General features: G+C 66.2%; 15 protein-coding genes. 11 read left to right on the plus strand and 4 right to left on the minus strand.

Features of this window, described 5'->3' with window-relative positions; genetic code table 11:
• Positions 1 to 25 precede the first annotated feature (25 nt).
• Genes aztB through aztD form a run of 3 tightly spaced genes read left to right on the plus strand, consistent with a single transcriptional unit; the run spans position 26 to position 4,180 of the window.
• Positions 26 to 2,062, plus strand: coding sequence for a zinc ABC transporter permease AztB (gene aztB / locus ACFC4D_RS08870; protein WP_376062294.1), 2,037 nt, complete (start codon positions 26 to 28; stop codon positions 2,060 to 2,062).
• The gene (locus ACFC4D_RS08875) at positions 2,059 to 2,973 is read left to right on the plus strand and encodes a metal ABC transporter solute-binding protein, Zn/Mn family (protein WP_376062295.1); all 915 of its coding nucleotides are present in this window, start codon (positions 2,059 to 2,061) and stop codon (positions 2,971 to 2,973) included. Before aztB ends, ACFC4D_RS08875 begins: the two co-directional genes overlap by 4 nt.
• Before the next feature lie 43 nt (positions 2,974 to 3,016).
• Complete coding sequence (aztD, locus tag ACFC4D_RS08880; RefSeq protein ID WP_376062296.1) at positions 3,017 to 4,180, plus strand: zinc metallochaperone AztD; 1,164 nt, start codon at positions 3,017 to 3,019, stop codon at positions 4,178 to 4,180.
• 64 nt (positions 4,181 to 4,244) lie between these two features.
• Here the strand turns inward: aztD and ACFC4D_RS08885 are convergent, their stop codons facing one another.
• Positions 4,245 to 6,200, minus strand: a complete 1,956-nt coding sequence (locus ACFC4D_RS08885; protein WP_376062708.1) for a gamma-glutamyltransferase family protein — start codon at positions 6,198 to 6,200, stop codon at positions 4,245 to 4,247.
• 238 nt (positions 6,201 to 6,438) lie between these two features.
• Here ACFC4D_RS08885 and ACFC4D_RS08890 point away from each other — a divergent pair, with 238 nt between their 5' ends.
• Positions 6,439 to 7,908, plus strand: coding sequence for an amino acid permease (locus tag ACFC4D_RS08890; RefSeq protein WP_364632547.1), 1,470 nt, complete (start codon positions 6,439 to 6,441; stop codon positions 7,906 to 7,908).
• Positions 7,909 to 8,320: 412 nt separating this feature from the next.
• On the plus strand, positions 8,321 to 8,647 hold the full coding sequence (locus tag ACFC4D_RS08895) for a hypothetical protein (RefSeq protein WP_364632549.1): 327 nt from the start codon (positions 8,321 to 8,323) through the stop codon (positions 8,645 to 8,647).
• 55 nt (positions 8,648 to 8,702) lie between these two features.
• Here the strand turns inward: ACFC4D_RS08895 and ACFC4D_RS08900 are convergent, their stop codons facing one another.
• The gene (locus ACFC4D_RS08900) at positions 8,703 to 10,367 is read right to left on the minus strand and encodes an FAD-binding dehydrogenase (protein ID WP_376062297.1); all 1,665 of its coding nucleotides are present in this window, start codon (positions 10,365 to 10,367) and stop codon (positions 8,703 to 8,705) included.
• A gap of 80 nt (positions 10,368 to 10,447) precedes the next feature.
• Between ACFC4D_RS08900 and ACFC4D_RS08905 the strand changes: the two genes are divergently transcribed.
• Positions 10,448 to 11,698 carry a winged helix-turn-helix domain-containing protein gene (locus tag ACFC4D_RS08905; RefSeq protein ID WP_376062298.1) on the plus strand — a complete coding sequence of 417 codons (1,251 nt, stop codon included), beginning with the start codon at positions 10,448 to 10,450 and terminating at the stop codon, positions 11,696 to 11,698.
• 179 nt (positions 11,699 to 11,877) lie between these two features.
• On the opposite strand, the gene ACFC4D_RS08910 is transcribed toward ACFC4D_RS08905, so the two are convergent.
• Both ACFC4D_RS08910 and ACFC4D_RS08915 read right to left on the minus strand, forming a co-directional pair.
• Positions 11,878 to 12,210, minus strand: a complete 333-nt coding sequence (locus tag ACFC4D_RS08910) for a hypothetical protein (protein WP_364632555.1) — start codon at positions 12,208 to 12,210, stop codon at positions 11,878 to 11,880.
• 117 nt (positions 12,211 to 12,327) lie between these two features.
• Positions 12,328 to 12,540 (minus strand): hypothetical protein, encoded by a 213-nt coding sequence (locus tag ACFC4D_RS08915; RefSeq protein ID WP_375953368.1) that lies wholly within the window; start codon positions 12,538 to 12,540, stop codon positions 12,328 to 12,330.
• Positions 12,541 to 12,727: 187 nt separating this feature from the next.
• On the opposite strand from ACFC4D_RS08915, the gene uvrC reads away from it, so the two are divergent.
• The 5 genes from uvrC to gap all read left to right on the plus strand — a co-directional run bounded on the left by uvrC (position 12,728) and on the right by gap (position 19,135).
• Positions 12,728 to 14,728, plus strand: coding sequence for an excinuclease ABC subunit UvrC (uvrC, locus tag ACFC4D_RS08920; RefSeq protein ID WP_364632559.1), 2,001 nt, complete (start codon positions 12,728 to 12,730; stop codon positions 14,726 to 14,728).
• A 171-nt stretch (positions 14,729 to 14,899) separates the two neighbouring features.
• Positions 14,900 to 15,850: an RNase adapter RapZ gene (gene rapZ, locus ACFC4D_RS08925; RefSeq protein ID WP_375953364.1), complete on the plus strand. Its 951-nt coding sequence runs from the start codon at positions 14,900 to 14,902 to the stop codon at positions 15,848 to 15,850.
• The gene (gene yvcK / locus ACFC4D_RS08930) at positions 15,847 to 16,917 is read left to right on the plus strand and encodes a uridine diphosphate-N-acetylglucosamine-binding protein YvcK (RefSeq protein WP_375953362.1); all 1,071 of its coding nucleotides are present in this window, start codon (positions 15,847 to 15,849) and stop codon (positions 16,915 to 16,917) included. Before rapZ ends, yvcK begins: the two co-directional genes overlap by 4 nt.
• Positions 16,908 to 17,891, plus strand: a complete 984-nt coding sequence (whiA, locus tag ACFC4D_RS08935) for a DNA-binding protein WhiA (RefSeq protein ID WP_364632565.1) — start codon at positions 16,908 to 16,910, stop codon at positions 17,889 to 17,891. Before yvcK ends, whiA begins: the two co-directional genes overlap by 10 nt.
• Before the next feature lie 227 nt (positions 17,892 to 18,118).
• Positions 18,119 to 19,135, plus strand: coding sequence for a type I glyceraldehyde-3-phosphate dehydrogenase (gene gap / locus ACFC4D_RS08940; RefSeq protein WP_364632567.1), 1,017 nt, complete (start codon positions 18,119 to 18,121; stop codon positions 19,133 to 19,135).

A 19,135-nucleotide genomic window follows, 5' to 3' on the forward strand; every position in this document is an offset into this window, starting at 1 on the left:
CGTTTTCATAATAGCGTGCCGTCCCATGGAGTGGCTGATCGCCCCGTTGGAGGTTTCATTCGTGCAGCGCGCGCTGTGGGGTGGATTGCTCGTCTCGGCCGTGTGCGCGCTGGCCGGAACGTGGGTTGTGGTGCGCGGTATGGCTTTTCTGGGTGAGGCGATCGCGCACGGGCTGCTGCCCGGGGTGGCGATCGCCTCGCTGCTCGGCGGAAATCTGGTGCTGGGCGCGGCATTCAGTGCCGGAGCCATGGCGGCGGGGGTGACGGCCCTGGGCCGCAGTCCGCGGTTCGCCGCCGATACCGCGATCGGACTGCTGTTCGCGGGCATGCTCTCGATCGGCGTGCTCATCGTCTCGCGGTCGCAGTCCTTCGCCGTGGATGTGACCGGACTGCTGTTCGGTGACGTGCTGGCCATCCGGGAGCGCGATATCGCGTATCTGGCTGTCGCGCTTGTTGTTTCGCTCACCGTTGCGGTGCTCGGTCACCGCGCGTTCGTGGCCCTGGCCTTCGATCCACGCACCGCGCATACGCTCGGGCTGCGACCCCGCTGGGCGCAGGCGGCGCTGCTCGGACTGCTGACGCTCGCGATCGTCGCGTCCTTTCACGTCGTGGGAACGCTGCTGGTTTTCGGGCTGCTCATCGCACCGCCCGCGGCGGCCACGTATTGGTCGCATCGCATTCCGGTGATCATGGCGCTGGCCGCTCTCTTCGGCGGATTCGCCACCGTCGCCGGACTATTGGTCTCCTGGCATGCGGGGACCGCGGCCGGGGCGACCATCTCCGCGCTCGCGGTCGCGCTGTTCTTCCTCTCGGCGGTCGCCGCGCGATTGCGTGCGCAGGTCGTCGCACGGATGGCGCGAATTCGGGGGAGGGTGCCCGTACCGAGTGCGAATGGCGTTGTGCTGCTTACGGTTCTGGCCGCGGTGCTGCCTTTGGCCGGATGTGGTGCGGATGCCGAGGAACCTGCGCCTGCCGAGCCGCCGCCGCACGGGTATGTGGCGGGAGCCGAGGAAACCGATTCGCCTCAGTCGCGATTGGTGGTGGCCGATGCCGAGGGTGCGATTCGGGTGGTCGATCTGATCACCGGGCAGATCTCCGAGGCAGGGCGTGTACCCGGCACGGTGCGGCTGGCCGGTGACGATCGCTTCGGATATCCGGTCACGGCCGATGCCACCCGGGTGGTGGACGGCGGCGGCTGGACCGTCGATCACGGCGACCATATGCACTACTACCGCACCACGATTCGCGATATCGACGGCGTGGCACGCGGCGGCGTGACCGACGTGAACAGCGACAAGATGGTCACCGCCATGGTCTTTGGCTCGGGGGCGGCGGTGCGGACGCTGCTACTGGACCGTGCGGCATTGGATACCGGTACCGTCACCCAGCGTGGAATCGTCGACGGCATAGCGGTTCCATACGCGGAGCACCTCGTCGCCGTAACCGGTTCCGGGAGTCCGGAAGTCCGCGCACGCGACGGCGTCGTTGTCACTCCGCTCACCGAACAGTGCCTCGAACCGCGCTCACCGGTCGTGACCCGTCGCGGCGTCGTATTCGGTTGTGCGGATGGGGCTTTGCTGATCGCGGCGGACGACGGCAGTTTCTCCGCGACCAAGATTGCCTATCCGACTCCGGTGCCCGCGGCCGAACGCGCCACCGAATTCACCCATCGCGCGACCAGCACCACACTCGCCGCGCGGGCCGGTGATCGCGGTGCCTGGGTGCTCGATATCGATGCCCGCGCTTGGCGATTCGTCGAGACAGGTCCGGTGCTCGCGGTCAACACGGCAGGGTCGGGCAGTTCACTGCTCGCACTGACTCGTGACGGTGTCCTGCACGCTCACGACATCGCGACGGGTGCGGAAACCGCACGGGCGCAGGTACTCACCGAACCTGTCTCCGGTGCTGTCCGCCCCGTGATCGAGATCGATACCAACCGCGCCTACCTCAACGATGCGACCGGACGCGCGATCCATGAGATCGACTACCGCGACAATCTGCGTCGCGCCCGCACCTTCCCCCTCGATATCGCCCCCGCGCACATGGTGGAGACCGGCCGATGAGATCCCTATTCCGCCTCTGCGCCGTCAGCCTGGCCGCCCTCGCGGCGCTGCTGCCGGTGTCCGGTTGCTCGTCCTCCGATACCGCCAAGGTTCAAATCGTCGTCACCACGAACATTCTCGGCGATATGACGAAGGCCATCGCCGGTGCCGCCGCCGATGTCCTGGTGCTCATGCCCGCCGGTGCGGATCCCCACCAGTTCGCCATCTCCGCCCAGCAGGCGGCTCGAATCGAGCGGGCCACACTCCTGGTCCACAACGGGCTCGGGTTGGAGACCGGCGTCCAGCGTCAGGTGATCGCGGCCCAAGACTCCGGCGTCCCAACGCTTTCCGTGGGTGAACGGGTCGATCCGATCACCTACCGCAACAGCGACCGGCCCGATCCGCACTTCTGGACCGATCCGGCCCGGGCCCGCCGCGCCGCCGAAGTGATCAGCGCCCGCATGCTCGAGATTCCCGGCATCGACGCCGAGGCGGTGCGCGGTAACAGCGCCCGCTACCTGACCGAGCTCTCGGCACTCGACACCTGGATGACCCAGCGCTTCGCCACCCTTGCCCCGGAGCAGCGCCGACTGGTCACCAATCACCACGTATTCGGCTATCTGGCACAGCGTTTCGACTTCCGGGTGATCGGCGCGATCGTCCCCAGCGGTACCGCGCTCGCCTCTCCGAGCGCCTCGGACCTGGCCGAGCTGGCCACCGCGGTACGGGAGTCCGGGGTACCCACGATTTTCGCCGACTCCTCCCAGCCGGACCGTCTGGCCCGGGTCCTGGCCGAACAGTCGGGCGTGCACGTGAAAGTCGCCGCCCTGCACACCGAATCGCTGACTGCGCCGGGCGGGGGAGCGGCGACCTACCTGGAAATGATGCGCGCCAACACCGAAGCCATTGTCACCGGCCTGACCGCGCCGTGACCCATATGCGTTGCGCAACAACCGAAGATGATGAGGAGCAATAATGTCGACCCGCACCAGAGTCGCCTCCGCGACGGCGCTCACCGGCCTCTTGGCATCGGTGGTCGCCCTGAGCGGCTGTAGCGCCGACAGCAAGGACGATCGGCTCGTGATCGCCGAACCCCTCGCGGTGACGTATGACGGCGGTATCTACCTGCTGAACGGCCGAACCCTCACGGTGGCAAAGGATCTCCCGCTGACGGGGTTCAACCGTGTCAATCCGGCCGGTAACGACACCCACATCATGGTGTCCACCAAGGAGGGCTTCCAGGCACTCGATGCGGTGCGCGGCGAGTTCACCGATATCAAGTTCCCCGGGGCCAAACCCGGCCACGTGGTGCGGCACGCCGATCGCACCGTGCTGTTCACCGACGGCACCGGCGAGGCCACCATCTTCGATCCGCGCGAGCTCGACCACGGTCAGCCCAAAGCCGAGGTCTACAAATCCGCCGCCGCGCATCACGGCGTCGCCGTCGAACTCGCGAACGGGCAATTGGTCACCACCCTCGGCACCGAGGAAAAGCGCACCGGCATAGTGGTTCTCGACAGGGACCGCCGTGAGATCGCGCGCAATGAGGACTGCCCCGGTGTGCACGGCGAATCCACCGTCGCGGGCGAAGCGGTCGTCATCGGCTGCCAGACCGGCGCACTGGTCTACCGCGATGGCGTCATCACCAAGGTCACCAGCCCGACGCCGTACGGCCGCATCGGCAATCAGGCGGGCAGCGACGCCTCACCGATCGCCCTCGGCGACTACAAGCAGGACAAGAACGCCGAACTGGAACGCCCGCAACAGGTTTCCCTGATCGACTCGCGTAACGGCAGCATCCGCCTGGTGCCGCTCGGCACCAGCTACACCTTCCGCTCACTGGCCCGGGGCGCACAGGGCGAGGCCCTGATCCTCGGCACCGACGGCCGCATCCACGTCGTGGATCCTGTGGCAGGCACCGAAACCCGCAGCTTCCCGGTCCTGCGGGCCTGGGAGGAGCCCCTCGAATGGCAGCAGGCCCGCCCGTCGATCTTCGTGCGCGGCGCGAATGTCTTCGTCAGCGATCCCGCCACCAAACAGATTCACCGCATCGACCTGGCGGCGGGCACCATCGCCGCCTCGGTAACCCTGGACCACGCGCCCAACGAACTCAGCGGCGTTGTGGCCCAGGCACACTGATCGCCAGCCGCCGTGCCGTGGCGTTGTGCCGGGGTGGCGGTCGAGTGTCGACGCGGGGCGTGGATCAGTTGGGGTCGCCCAGCACCGCGCCTTCGCGGCGTGGATCCGCTCCGCCCACCCAGCCGTTCCCGTCGCGCACCAATGCGGACAGGCCGCTGGATTGCGGCAGCACTGATACCTGGTGCCCTAGTTGGCGTAGCTGCTGGACGAGTGCGTCGTGATCGCCGTTGTCGGCGGCATTGATCGCCGGATGCTCCCCACCCACGTTGGTGGTGGGGGAGTTGGCCGCGCCGAATGCCACCATGGACACCGCCTGCTGCGGGTTCAGGCCCCAATCCAGCATGGCCACTAGGGTTTTCACCACGAACTGAATGATCACCGCGCCGCCGGGTGATCCGGTCACGTATGTCAGCTGTCCACGGGAACCGTCGGCGGCGCGGTCGAAGACCAGGGTCGGGGCCATGGAGCTGCGCGGCCGCTTCCCCGCGTCGATCCGATTCGCCACGGGCAGGCCATCTTTGCCGAGCGGTTCGGCGGCGAAGTCGGTGAGCTGGTTGTTCAGCACGAACCCGTCCACGATATGGAAGGAGCCGAACGCCGATTCCACTGTCGTGGTCATGGACGCGGCATTGCCGTACTCGTCCACGATGGAGATATGGCTGGTGCCGTGCTCGGGCTGCGGTGCGGCGGTGCCCAGCGGCACCGGCCCGAAGTCGCCGGGCTGTGCGGTGCCCATGCTGTGATTGCGATCGATCAGCCCGGCACGCTGCTTGAGATAGTCCGGATTCAACAGCGCCTGCGGTGAATTGCCCGGCATCGGAATGAAATCCGAGTCCGCGATGTACTTGTCGCGATCGGCGTAGGCGAGCCGCTCCGCCTCGGAGATGATGTGCACCGCCTCCGCGGTTGGCTTACCGCCATTGCGGGCGGTGTCATTGTCGCCGGTGGTGTCCGTCGGCTTCATGGACGCCAGATCGAAGTTCGACAGAATGCCCAGCGTCGCCTCGACGGTGATCCCGCCCGAGGACGGATTGGGCATACCGCAGACCTCGTGCGTGCGATACGGCGCGCACACCACGGTGCGCTTCTTCGGCTGGTACGCGGCCAGATCGGCGAGGGTGGTCAGACCCGGCGTGCGCCCGCCGGAGGTGGTGTTGATGGCGTCGACGATGTCCTTGGCGATGGCCCCGGTGTACAGCGCGTCCGCGCCGTCGGTGGCAATCGTGTTGAGCGTCTTGGACATCGCGGGATTGGTGAGTGTCGTCCCGGCGGTCTTCGGGCTGCCGTCGGACTGCAGGAAGTACGCGCTCGCGTTCTCGTCGCGCTTGAGATCCGCTGCGCTGTCGGCGATTTGGCCCGCCATGCGCGGACTGATCTGGAAACCCTGATCCGCCAGGGCGATCGCCGGGGCGAACAGATCACGCCAGGTTTGCTTACCGTGTTCGCGCTGCGCCAGCTCCAGCATGCGCAGTGCGCCCGGGGTGCCGATGGAGCGGCCGCTGGCCCGCGCGTTGGGTTGCGGTGTGGTGCGGTCGGTATCGCTTATCCAGCGCAGATAGTCCTGCGTCGCGCCCGCAGGCGCGGTTTCCCGGCCGTCGTAGGCATCTATCTGCTTACTCGCGGCGTCGTAGTAGAGCAGGAACGCGCCACCGCCGAGTCCGGACGCCTGCGGTTCCACCAGGCCGAGCACGGTCTGCGCCACGATGAGCGCGTCCGCGGCCGTTCCGCCGTCGTGCAGCACCTTGCAGGCCGCCGCGGTGGCGATGGGATTGGCGGTGGAGACCGCGAAGGTCTTGGTGTGCACCGGTTTCATACCGGTCCGGTACCCGGTGGCGATCTCCGGGTGCAGGCTCAGATTCGTGCTGGTGGGGCCGCTACCCGCACTGGCACTGATGGGGGTGCCGTTGGGGGAGGTCTCGCACACGCCCAGTTTCGCGTCCGAATCGGACGAACAGGCCGTGGCCACTCCGAGTAGCAGCAGCAGGGCGGCCGCGGCGCCGCTCCAGGTATGCCGTCGCATGCGCCTCATGGTCGGACTCTAGCGCCGGGGCGCGATGCCGACAGGATTTTGCGTTGCTCGGGCGATATGCCGACTACCGGCGTCGCGCTGGTTATCAGCACTGGGAAGCCGGTCATATCGGCTGAAGTGCCCTGACCATGAGTAACTCACCCAGCTCGGAGCGGCGATGTGGTTCTCAGTTATTTGCAAGGTACTGTCGGACCGCCTCAACACACGATTGCGGAGGGTTAACCGGCATATGACCGAGATCCGGACACAGGCCACAAATCTGACTGCCGAGGACAGCGGCTATCACAAGGCGCTCAAACCTCGTCAGTTGCAGATGATCGCCATCGGCGGCGCCATCGGCACCGGCCTGTTCCTCGGTGCGGGCGGTCGCCTGCACAGCGCGGGCCCGTCGCTGTTCGTGGTGTACCTGGTCTGCGGAGTTTTCGTCTTCTTCATCCTGCGCGCCCTGGGCGAGCTGGTACTGCATCGCCCCTCCTCGGGATCATTCGTCTCCTACGCTCGCGAATTCTTCGGTGAGCGAGCCGCGTTCGTCGCGGGCTGGATGTACTTCCTGAACTGGTCCATGACCGGCATCGTCGACACCACCGCGGTGGCCACCTATCTGCACTACTGGGGCCCGTTCGAGCCTGTGGCGCAATGGATTCTGGCCCTGGGCGCACTGATCATCGTGCTCGGCATCAACCTCGCCTCGGTGAAGTGGTTCGGCGAGATGGAGTTCTGGGCCGCCATGATCAAGGTGCTGGCTCTGGTCACCTTCCTGGTGGTGGGCACCGTCTTCCTGGCCGGGCGCTTCGATGTCGACGGCGCGGCCACCGGATTCCGGATGGTCAGCGATGCGGGCGGCTGGTTCCCGACCGGTGTGCTGCCGCTCATCACCGTCACCTCGGGTGTCGTATTCGCTTACGCCGCGGTCGAAATGGTCGGCATCGCGGCGGGTGAGACGGAGAATCCGGCCAAGATCATGCCGCGCGCCATCAACTCGGTGATCGTGCGTATCGCGGTGTTCTACTGCGGTTCGGTCATCCTGCTGGCGCTGCTGCTGCCGTACACCGCCTACAAGGCCGGTGAGAGCCCGTTCGTCACCTTCTTCAGCAAAGTCGGTGTGGCGCACATGGGTTCGATCATGAACTTCGTGGTGCTCACCGCGGCGCTGTCCTCGCTGAACGCCGGTCTCTACTCGACCGGGCGCATTCTGCGATCGATGGCCATGAACGGCAGCGCGCCCAAGTTCACCGCGCGCATGTCCAGTGCCGGTGTGCCCTACGGCGGCATCCTGCTCACCAGCACCATCGCGCTGTTCGGCATCTGGCTGAACTACATCGTCCCCGAGGATGCCTTCGAGATCGTGCTGAATGTGGCCTCGCTGGGCATTCTGGCCTCCTGGGCCACCATCGTGCTGTGCCAGCTCAAGCTCTGGTACTGGTCGCGCGACGGCCGCGCCGAGCGACCCGCCTTCCGCATGATCGGCGCGCCCTACACCGGTATCGCCACGCTGGTGTTCCTGTTCGCGGTGCTGGTGCTGATGGCCTTCGACCGGCCGGTGGGCACTTGGACCGTCGCCAGCCTGGTGATCATCGTGCCCGCCTTGATGATCGGGTGGAAGTTCGCCGCGCCGCGGGTGCTGGCCATCGCACAGGAGCGGGCCGGATACACCGGGGAATTCCCGGTGATTCCGCCGATCCCGATGGACGACAAGTAGTTTCCGGCTTCCGGCGCTATACTGGAAAATCGCGGGGGGACCTGCGCTTACAACGGCCGCACACGCAATTCGTGTGCGGCCGTTATGTGTTCGATATCACTGTTTGCCGTGCGTGCTATGCGCTGTGGCCATGGTCATAACTTCCCGAACTCGATTGTCTCGCAGCAAAACATTTGGTTAGCGTCAGGTTCTGCGCGTTCGCAGGGGGCGCGCAACCAGGGGTTACTCGATGAGGAGTGCTGTGAGTTCGACTTCGGCTGTGGTCGACGAGGTGGACATCTCGTCGACGGGTGCCGGGAACAGTGTTCCTGCCACGATTTTCGAGCGATTGACACAGGTTCTACGAATTATTCGCCGTAATAGTTCCGAGATCGAGTTGCCCGCACAGGTGCGGGAAACTCGGAACGCGGCTTTGTTCGCTGCGGGATTCGCGTTTCTGCACGTGCTGCTGGCGGCGACCGACGGATTCGGCGAGATGCTCGGCAGCGCCGGGCACTTCTGCGCCGCCTGGATAACCGGTGGTGTGGCACTGTTTTTCGGCCTGCGCTCGCAGTGGGTCTGGATCGCGGCGCTGGGAGTGGCCAGCCTGCAGGCGTTCTTCGGGGTCTTCACGCTGGTATCGGCCGAAATGCCCACGGGGGTCGGGCCTTTCACCGTGCTGTTCGGCGTGATGGCGTCCGGTGTGGTGCTCGCGCTGCTGCTGCGCCGGGACTGCTATCGGTGGTTCGTGGCGGCCTGAGACGGAATTGCCGCCCACGCATCGGCCTGGGCGGCAAGAACTTCCGATCGGTGCGCTATTTCAGGCTGCGGCCCAGGGCTCGCCCGGCGGCGCGGCCGGAGAAGATGCAGCCGCCCAGGAAGGTGCCTTCCAGGGCGTTGTAACCGTGCACGCCACCGCCACCGAAACCGGCGACCTCACCCGCGGCGTAGAGCCCCGGGAAGGCGGTGCCGTCCGGCCGCATGACCTGGGAGTCGAGGTTGGTCTGCAAGCCGCCCAGCGTCTTTCGGGTCAGGATGTTCAATCGCACCGCGATGAGCGGGCCGTGTGCGGGATCGAGGATCTTGTGCGGGGTGGCGACGCGGCCCAGTTTGTCGCCGAGGTAGCGGCGGGCATTGCCGATGGCCATGAGCTGGCCGTCCTTGCTGAACTTGTGCTCGGCGTCGCGATCACGGGCCACGATCTGGCGTTCGATATCGGCCGCGTCCAGATGGGGTCCGCGGGCGATCTTGTTCATGCCAGCGACGAGCTCCGAAAGGGTATCGGCGACAACGAAGTCCACGCCGTGCTGCTTGAAGGCTTCCACCGGTCCGGGCGCGCCCTTGGCCACCCGGCTCTTGAGCGTGAGCTTGAGATCCTTACCGGTGATATCGGGATTCTGCTCCGAACCCGAGAGCGCGAACTCCTTCTCGATGATCGACTGATCCAGGATGAACCAGGAGTAGTCGTAGCCGGTCGAGAGGATCTGCTTCATGGTGGCATTGGTGTCGAAACCCGGGAAACACGGTGCGGGCATACGCTTTCCATTGGCGTCGAACCACAGCGACGACGGACCCGGAATGATGCGAATGGCGTGATCGGGCCAGATCGGATCCCAGTTGTGAATGCCTTCGGTGTAGTGCCACATGCGATCCCGGTTCACGATGCGCCCGCCCGCGGCCTCGGTGATGCCGAGCATGCGCCCGTCCACGTGCGCGGGCACACCCGAGATCATGTGCTCGGGGCAGGGGCCCAGGCGATCCACCGGCCAATTGGCGCGAATCAGGTCGTGATTGTGGCCGATACCGCCGGAGGTGACGATTACGGCCTTGGCGGCGAGTTCGAAGTCGCCCACCACATTTCGTGAGGATGCCACACCGCGCGCTTCGTCCGAGGGCTCCAGCACGCTGCCGCGAATACCGGTGACCGCGTCATCGGCGACCACCAATTCGTCCACGCGATGGCGGAAGGCGAAGCCGACCTGCCCGCGCTGTTCGGCGGCCAGCACCGGCTCCAGGAACACCCGCACCACCTCCGGCCCGGTACCCCAGGTGAGATGGAAGCGCGGTACCGAATTGCCGTGTCCGTCGGCGAATTCGCCGCCGCGTTCGGCCCAGCCGACCAGCGGCGTCACCCGGAGTCCGAGATCGTGCAGGTACTGCCGCTTCTCACCGGCCGCGAATTCCACGTAGGCGCGTGCCCACTGGCGGCCCCAGTGGTCCTCGTCCTCGCGGTCGAAGCCCGCCGAGCCCAGCCAGTCCTGCATGGCCAGCTCCAGGGAGTCCTTCACGCCCAGGCGGCGCTGCTCCGGACTGTCCACGAAGAACAGGCCGCCCAGCGACCAGAACGCCTGCCCGCCCAGGTTGGCGCGGTTCTCCTGATCCACCACCAGCACCCGGCGTCCCGCCTTGACCAGTTCGTGGGTCGCGACGAGACCGGCCAGACCGGCGCCGACGACGATGACATCCGGGTTCTCGATCATGCCCAATTCCTAGGGTTGTAGAAGTTCGATACACGAGTGTATCGAACTGATCTGTCGGTGCGGCGTGGCATTGTTCTACTGTGCCGATTTCCTCCAATGGATCTGCTGCTCTGACCGTCGCTGCGGCGCGTCGCATTGCCCTGGGCGCACAGGGCTTCGCCGCCGCCCGCCCGAGCGGTCCGCCCACCCGCCGCACGCTGGCCAAGGTGCTGGACACCACCAAACTGCTACAGATCGATTCGGTCTCGGCGGTGGTGCGCGCGCACTACGCACCGGTGTTCAGTCGCATCGGCGCGTATGACCGGGCGCTATTGGATGAGATGGCCTGGAGCGATACCGCGCGGCGGCCGCGCAAACTGGTCGAATACTGGGCGCACGAGGCCGCGCTGCTCCCGGTCGAGGATTGGCCGCTCATGCGCTGGCGCATGATCAAATACCGGCACGGCCGCTGGGCGGGCCTGGGTCGCCACCGCGATGAGAAGCTGGCCGACGAGGTACAGAGCGTGCTGCGCGAATTCGGTCCCAGCACCGCCGGTGAGATCGAGAAGCATCTGGAGCTGGATCGGCCACGCGCCAAGGACAATTGGGGCTGGAACTACAGCGAGACCAAGGTGGTATGCGAACAGCTCTTCGCCTCCGGTGAGCTCTCGGTCCCCAAACGCGTTGCCTTCCAACGTCATTACGACCTGACCGAACGCGTCCTGCCCGCCGAGGTCTGCGCCCGCGAGATCGACGAGCCCGACGCCGTCCGCGAACTCGTCCGCCGCTCGGCCGCCGCGCACGGCATCGCCACCGAAACCGACCTGCGGGACTACTACCGCCTCAAGCGCACCCAGACCGAGCCCGCCATCGCCGACCTCATCGACGCGGGTGAACTCGAACAGGTCGCCGTCGAAGGCTGGGACAAGCCCGCGTACCTGCACACCGCGGCCCGCATCCCGCGCCGGATCACCGGCCCGGCCCTACTGTGCCCCTTCGACCCGCTGATCTTCTTCCGCGCCCGCACCGAACGCCTCTTCGACTTCCACTACCGCATCGAGATCTACACCCCCGAGCACAAACGCGTGCACGGCTACTACGTCTTCCCATTCCTGCTGGACGGCGAAATAGTCGCCCGCGTGGACCTGCGCGCCGACCGCACCACCGGAATCCTTCGCGTCCCAGGCGCATTCCTCGAACCGGGCCACGACCGTACCCGCGTAGCGGTGGAACTCGCTGCGGCACTTCGCGAAATGGCCGACTGGCTCGAACTCGACACCCTGGAAATCGGCACCCGAGGCGACCTCGCCACCGCCCTGTCCAAGGCCGGTCGAGTCCGCGTGAGCACGTAATGAGTGTGGATCCCGGCCACAAGCACGCCGGGATGACGGCAAGCTGGTAAGTCGGTATGGCAGGGTGAGGGCTTGCCGGCGTGACGCCGCTCGTCATCCCGGCACGTTTTTGGCCGGGATCCACACCCTCTGCGCCGCAACATGTTTCGGCGCAGAGGGGTGCGACGGCTAACCGAGCGTCAGAACGGCCCGTCCGTATAGGCGTTCAACACGATGCCCTGCTTGCCCTCGCCATTGCATTCGATGGTCATGGGAATCATGGGGCGCGGTGAGTCGCCGACGATGTACGTCGGGGACTGGAACCCGTGGCCGACCTGGCGGGTGCCGAGGCATTCGACGACGGCGGCGTACCACATGCCCTCCGGGCAGGTGTAGGTCGCGGTGTCGAGGGTGCGGTCGATCCGGCAGGGCGCGTCGGCCTGCGTGGCCGGTGCGCCCAGGGTGACCAGGGCCGCCGCGCCCAGGCTCAGGGCCGAGCCGGTGGCGAGCGAACGGAGATGGGGACGGTTCATCTTCAATACTCTCCCGTTGTTGCGTGGACAGCTGGTCCGATGACAGTGCGCACCCATACTGGCCTCAGTCGGCGGCGGTACGTGGGAGTACGCGCGCGAGCAGTCGGCGTGGCGCGGTTATGCGACGAGCAGGGGCGCGGGCGCGGTGAGCACCGGACCGCCGCAGATCACGACGGTCGATTCGTGAATCAGGTAGTCGCCGTACACGAATATGGTGCCGTCCGCGGACTCGGCGGCCGCCGGTACGGAGACCCCGACCAGCGCGGCGGCGGCCAGGGTCAGTGCGGCCCCTATCGCGAGCGACCGGCGCCGGCGGCGAAGGCGAATCATGGTTCTGCTCTCCTCTGGGTTCGCTGATCAGGCAGTTCGGTGATCTTGCCCGTACCTTCGGAGCCGTCGTGCCCGCGGATGAGTCTTCCGGCGTGGCGCGTCCTACATGAGTGTCGTGTCGCGTTCGCCGGATTGGTCGTGTGATGGGCGCGGGGGAGCTGTCGGAGGGGCTCGTTAATCTGGGTGCGTGCCAGATCCCGCGACGTACCGGCCCGCGCCGGGGACCATTCCTGTTGAGCCCGGCGTCTACAAGTTCCGGGATGTCCACAAGCGGGTCATCTACGTCGGTAAGGCGAAAAGCCTGCGCAGCAGGCTGAACTCGTACTTCGCCGATATCTCCGGATTGCATCCGCGCACCCGCCAGATGGTCACCACCGCCGCCAGCGTGGAGTGGACCGTCGTCTCCACCGAGGTCGAAGCGCTACAGCTGGAATACAACTGGATCAAGGAATTCGATCCGCGCTTCAATGTCCGCTACCGGGACGACAAGTCGTATCCGGTGCTCGCGGTCAGCCTCAACGAGGAGTATCCGCGGGTATTCGTCTATCGCGGCGCGCGCAAGAAGGGCGTGCGGTACTTCGGCCCGTACGCGCACGCGTGGGCGATCCGCGAAACCCTCGATCTGCTGCTGCGGGTCTTCCCGGTGCGCACCTGTTCGGCCGGAGTCTTCAAGCGGCACAACCAGATCGGCCGTCCCTGCCTGCTCGGCTATATCGACAAATGCTCCGCGCCGTGCGTCGGCCGGGTGAGCGCCGATGAGCATCGGCAGATCGTCGAGGACTTCTGCGACTTCCTCTCCGGTAAGACCGACCGATTGGTCAAGGAGCTGGAGAAGCGGATGCACGCCGCCTCCGAGGAGCTCGATTTCGAGACCGCCGCACGCCTGCGCGATGACGTCCAGGCGCTGCGCCGCGCGTTGGAGAAGCAGGCCGTGGTGCTCGGCACCGGCACCGATGCGGACGTAATCGACTTCGCCATAGACGAATTGGAAGTCGCCGTGCAGATCTTCCACGTCCGCAACGGCCGCGTGCGCGGTCAGCGCGGCTGGGTGGTCGACAAATCCGGCGATGCCATCGACGAGGTCGAATCGGGCGGTGAACTGCCCGCCCTGGTCGAACAGTTCCTCACCCAGTTCTACGGTGAGCAGTCCACCCTCGCCGAGCAGACGGGTGAGGAACAGCCCGGCAATGTGGTGCCGCGCGAAGTCCTGGTCCCCGCCCTGCCCCGGGACGCGGAACAGGTGCAGCAGTGGCTCTCCACCCTGCGCGGTTCGGCCGTACAGCTGCGCATCCCGCAGCGCGGCGATAAGAAGGCTCTCGCCGAGACCGTGCAGCGCAACGCGCAGGAGGCGCTGCAACAGCACAAGCTAAGGCGCGCAGGCGATCTCACCGCCCGCTCGGCCGCGCTCCAGGAGATCCAGGACGCCCTGGATCTGGACAGCGCACCGCTGCGCATCGAATGTGTCGATATCAGCCACGTGCAGGGCACCGATGTGGTGGCCTCACTGGTCGTCTTCGAGGACGGCCTGGCCCGCAAGTCCGAGTATCGGCACTACGCCATCAAGGAGGCCGCCGGTGACGGCCGCTCCGACGATGTGGCCAGCATCGCCGAGGTCACGCGCCGCCGCTTCGCCAAACTGCGCCGCGATCTGGATGCCGCCGAAGCCGCCGAGCTCGCCGAATCCGATTCGGACGCAATGGAACCCGGCCTGCCCGGCATCGACCCGAAGACCGGTAAACCGCGCCGATTCGCCTATCCACCCAACCTGTACGTGGTCGACGGCGGTGCGCCGCAGGTGAACGCCGCCGCCGAGATCCTGGACGAACTGGGCATCACCGATGTCGCGGTCATCGGCCTGGCCAAGCGCCTGGAAGAGGTCTGGGTGCCGAACGAACCCGATCCGGTCATCATGCCGCGCACCAGTGAGGCGCTCTATCTGCTGCAGCGCGTGCGCGATGAGGCACACCGTTTCGCCATCACCTTCCATCGCAGCAAACGTTCGCGCCGGATGACCGCCTCGGTGCTCGATACCGTGCCGGGCCTGGGGGAAACCCGGAAAACGGCGCTGGTGACGCACTTCGGATCGGTCGCGAAGCTGAAGGAGGCTACGGTGGAGCAGATCACCGAGGTCCCGGGCATCGGGATGGCTACGGCCAAGGCAGTGCTCGCTGCTTTGCATACCGACTAGTTCATCCCCGGTCAGTGGCGCGACACGCCGAGAGCGAGTCGCGCGACACGCCGACTGTGCAGGTCGGGAGGGAGAATTACATCTGTGTCTCTCCTCGAGCGTGCGCCTGCGCGGCAATCGGGTATCGGTGCAGGATGATCGAGGGACCCTCAGAGACGAACCCGGTAGGACATGACGCGCGTCGAAGCCAGCAGCAATGCGGTCGCAGAATCCAGCAGTACGACCGAGATCGGTGAGCAACCGGTGGAGGTGGTCATCGTCACCGGTTTATCCGGAGCGGGGCGTGGTACCGCTGCGAAGGTGCTCGAGGATTTGGGCTACTACGTGGCCGATAATCTGCCGCCCGAGTTGATCGGCCGCCTGGTCGAACTCGGCGAGAGCGCCGATCCGCCGATTCGCAAGCTCGCCATGGTCATGGATGTGCGCAGCAGGTTCTTCACCGGAAATCTCTCGGCGGTCACCGAACAATTGCGCGCCGCGGGCGTGCCCACCCGCATTCTCTTCCTGGAGGCCTCCGACGATGTCCTGATCCGTCGTTACGGGTTCGCCCGGCGGCGCCATCCGCTGCAGAGCGAGAGCGCCGACGGCACGCTGACCGCGGGCATCGCGGCCGAGCGGGCGCGGCTTTCCTCGGTGAAGACCGCGGCCGACCTGGTTATCGACACCACCGCGCTATCGATTCATCAGCTGCACCGAAAGCTGGAAGAGGCCTACGGCGGGGCCACCCCCACCGCCCTCCAATTAACAATCCAATCGTTCGGTTTCAAGTACGGAGTACCACTGGACGCCGATATGGTGTTGGATTTGCGTTTCCTGCCCAATCCGCATTGGGTCCCGGAACTCCGCGAACAGACCGGACAGGATGCCCCGGTCAGTGAGTACGTGCTGTCACGTCCGGGTGCCCAGGATTATCTGGGTACCGGCCGCCACCTCATCGATCTCACCACCGAGGGCTACCGCCAAGAGGGGAAGCGATACATGACCGTGGCAGTGGGCTGCACCGGCGGTAAGCACCGCAGTGTGGCAATAGCGGAGGCCCTGGGTGAACTACTCGGCGCCGGCGCGAACAACGGATCGGGGGACGTTGTTCGCGTGGTTCATCGGGATTTGGGGCGGGAATGAGTGCGCGCGACACCGACACCGCGGCGAGCCGGGGCGCCAACCCCGCGATCGTCGCGCTGGGTGGCGGACACGGTCTGTACGCGACGCTGACGGCGGTGCGGCGGCTGACCCGCAAGATCACGGCGGTGGTGACGGTCGCCGATGACGGCGGGTCCTCCGGGCGGCTACGGGCGGAACTCGGCATGCTACCGCCGGGTGATCTGCGAATGGCGTTGGCGGCCTTGGCCGAAGAGTCCGACGGGGTATGGGCGCGGACGCTCCAGCATCGCTTCGGCGGCTCCGGCGCGCTGGCCGGGCATTCGGTCGGCAACCTGATCCTGGCGGGCCTCACCGAGGAGCTCGGGGATCCCGTTGCGGCCCTTGACGAAGCGGGCAGGATCCTGCGGATCACCGGTCGCGTGCTACCCATGTCGCCGATCGCGCTGACCATCGAAGCCGATGTCGCGGGCCTGGAGGGCGACCCCCGGGTGAGCCGTTGCATTCGAGGTCAGGTGGCCGTGGCGACCACGCCGGGCAAGGTGCGGCGGGTGCGGCTGATTCCGTCGGATCCGCCCGCGTGCACCGAGGCTACCTCGGCAATCGAGCATGCGGACGTGGTGGTGCTGGGCCCCGGCAGCTGGTTCACGAGCGTGATTCCACACGTACTCGTGCCCGATTTGCACGAAGCTCTACTGCACACTCGGGCGCGGAAAGTGTTGGTGCTCAACCTAGCTGCGGAACCGGGCGAAACGGCCGGATTCTCCGCAGAACGGCATCTCCATGTATTGTCCCAGCACGCACCGGATTTCACGGTCGACCATGTTTTGGTGGATTCCGGATCCGTACCCGAGGGTAGGGAGCGCGAACATGTGGCAAGAGCTGCCGAACAGCTGCGAGCACGAGTAACCTTCGCTGATGTCGCCGAGGCCGGGACAGACCGGCACCACCCCGGAAAGCTTGCCGCCGCACTGGATCAGGTGATCCGGCAACCTCGGCCGGAATCAGCAGGGCTTCGAGTCGAAGGACGGCATATGGGCCAACATGTGCGCACCGGGTTGGGTGGAAAGGAGCGCGTCTCGTGGCGATGACAGCGGAAGTGAAGGACGAGCTGAGCCGGCTCACCATTTCTCAGGTGAGCTCGCGCAAGGCGGAACTGTCCGCGCTACTGCGGTTCGCCGGTGGATTGCACATCGTCGGTGGTCGCGTGATCGTTGAGGCTGAGGTGGACATGGGTTCCATCGCACGCCGACTGCGACGCGAGATCTTCGAGCTGTATGGATACGGCTCCGATGTGCACGTCCTGGGTGCGGGCGGACTCCGGAAAACCTCCCGGTACGTGGTACGGGTTTCCAAGGAAGGCGAGGCGCTGGCGCGTCAGACCGGCCTACTCGATGTGCGCGGTCGCCCGGTGCGGGGTCTACCCGCCCAGGTGGTCGGCGGCAGCATCGGTGATGCCGAAGCCGCCTGGCGCGGAGCGTTTCTCGCGCACGGTTCGCTCACCGAACCGGGCCGCTCCTCCGCGCTGGAGGTCAGCTGCCCCGGACCGGAGGCCGCGCTGGCCCTGGTCGGTGCGGCTCGCCGCATGGGCATTTCGGCCAAAGCACGCGAAGTGCGCGGCACCGATCGCGTCGTGGTACGCGACGGCGAGGCCATCGGCGCCCTGCTCACCCGGATGGGCGCGCAGGACACCCGGCTCACCTGGGAGGAACGGCGCATGCGCCGCGAGGTCCGGGCAACGGCCAACCGGCTCGCGAACTTCGACGACGCGAACCTGCGTCGTTCGGCCCGGGCCGCGGTTGCCGCCGCCGCCCGCGTGGAACGCGCGCTGGAGATATTGGCCGACGATGTGCCGGATCATTTGGCCGCCGCGGGCAAACTGCGTGTGCTGCACCGGCAGGCGTCGCTGGAGGAGCTCGGCCAGCTGGCCGATCCGCCGATGACGAAAGACGCTGTGGCAGGCCGTATTCGACGCTTGCTGTCGATGGCTGACCGGCGCGCCAAGGAACTTGGCATACCGGACACCGAATCCGCTGTTACCGCGGAGTTGTTGGAAGAGGCGTGATCATGTCCTGAAATCGGACATAATGATCCGATGGCGCTGCACCTCGAAAAGGGTGCGGTGCCATCGGTGTTTCAGTGCACCCTCGCAGACCGTTCCGTATGGACTGTGCCACCTGCTCACACCGGGCCCTACGGCCGTGAGAGGGGCCTGTCCGTTACATCCTCGTGACGGTCTAGGGTGAGGGGTGCAACAGAATAAGTTCCGCGACACAACTGAGGAGCGATAACGTGACTGTCCGGGTAGGTATCAACGGCTTCGGCCGCATCGGACGTAACTTCTTCCGGGCCGTAGAGGCGCTGAAGGCCCTCGGCACCACCGACATCGAGATTGTCGCGGTGAACGACCTGACCGACATCCAGACCCTGGCGACGCTGCTGAAGTACGACTCCATCCTGGGTCGCCTGCCGCAGGACGTCTCGGTCGACGGTGACTTCATCGTCGTCGGTGAGCAGCGCATCAAGGCGCTCGCCATCAAGGAGGGCCCGTCCGCCCTGCCGTGGGCCGAACTGGGTGTCGACGTGGTCGTCGAGTCCACCGGTATCTTCACCGACTCCGCCAAGGCGAAGGGTCACCTGTCCGCCGGCGCCAAGAAGGTCATCATCTCCGCCCCCGCCTCGGGTGAGGACATCACCATCGTGATGGGCGTGAACGATGACAAGTACGACGGTTCGCAGAACATCATCTCCAACGCGTCGTGCACCACCAACTGCCTGGGTCCGATTGCCAAGGTGCTCAACGATTCCTTCGGTATCGAGCACGGCCTCATGACCACCGTGCACGCGTACACCCAGGACCAGAACCTGCAGGACGCCCCGCACAAGGATCTGCGTCGCGCCCGCGCCGCCGCGCTGAACATCGTGCCCACCGGCACCGGCGCCGCCAAGGCCATCGGCCTCGTGCTCCCCGAACTGCAGGGCAAGCTCAACGGTTACGCGCTGCGCGTGCCGGTTCCGACCGGTTCGCTCACCGACCTGACCGTCGTGCTGAAGAAGGCCGCGACCGTCGATGAGATCAACGCCGCCATGAAGGCCGCCGCCGACGGGCCGCTCAAGGGCATCCTGAAGTACAACACCGATCCGATCGTCTCCACCGACATCGTGACCGATCCGCACTCCTCCATCTACGACGCGCCGCTGACCCAGGTCATCGACAACCAGGTCAAGGTCGCCTCGTGGTACGACAACGAGTGGGGCTACTCCAACCGCCTGGCCGACCTCATCGGTCTCGTCGGCAAGTCCCTGTAA

The organism is Nocardia sp. NPDC056000 (assembly GCF_042269265.1).
Lineage (GTDB): Bacteria > Actinomycetota > Actinomycetes > Mycobacteriales > Mycobacteriaceae > Nocardia.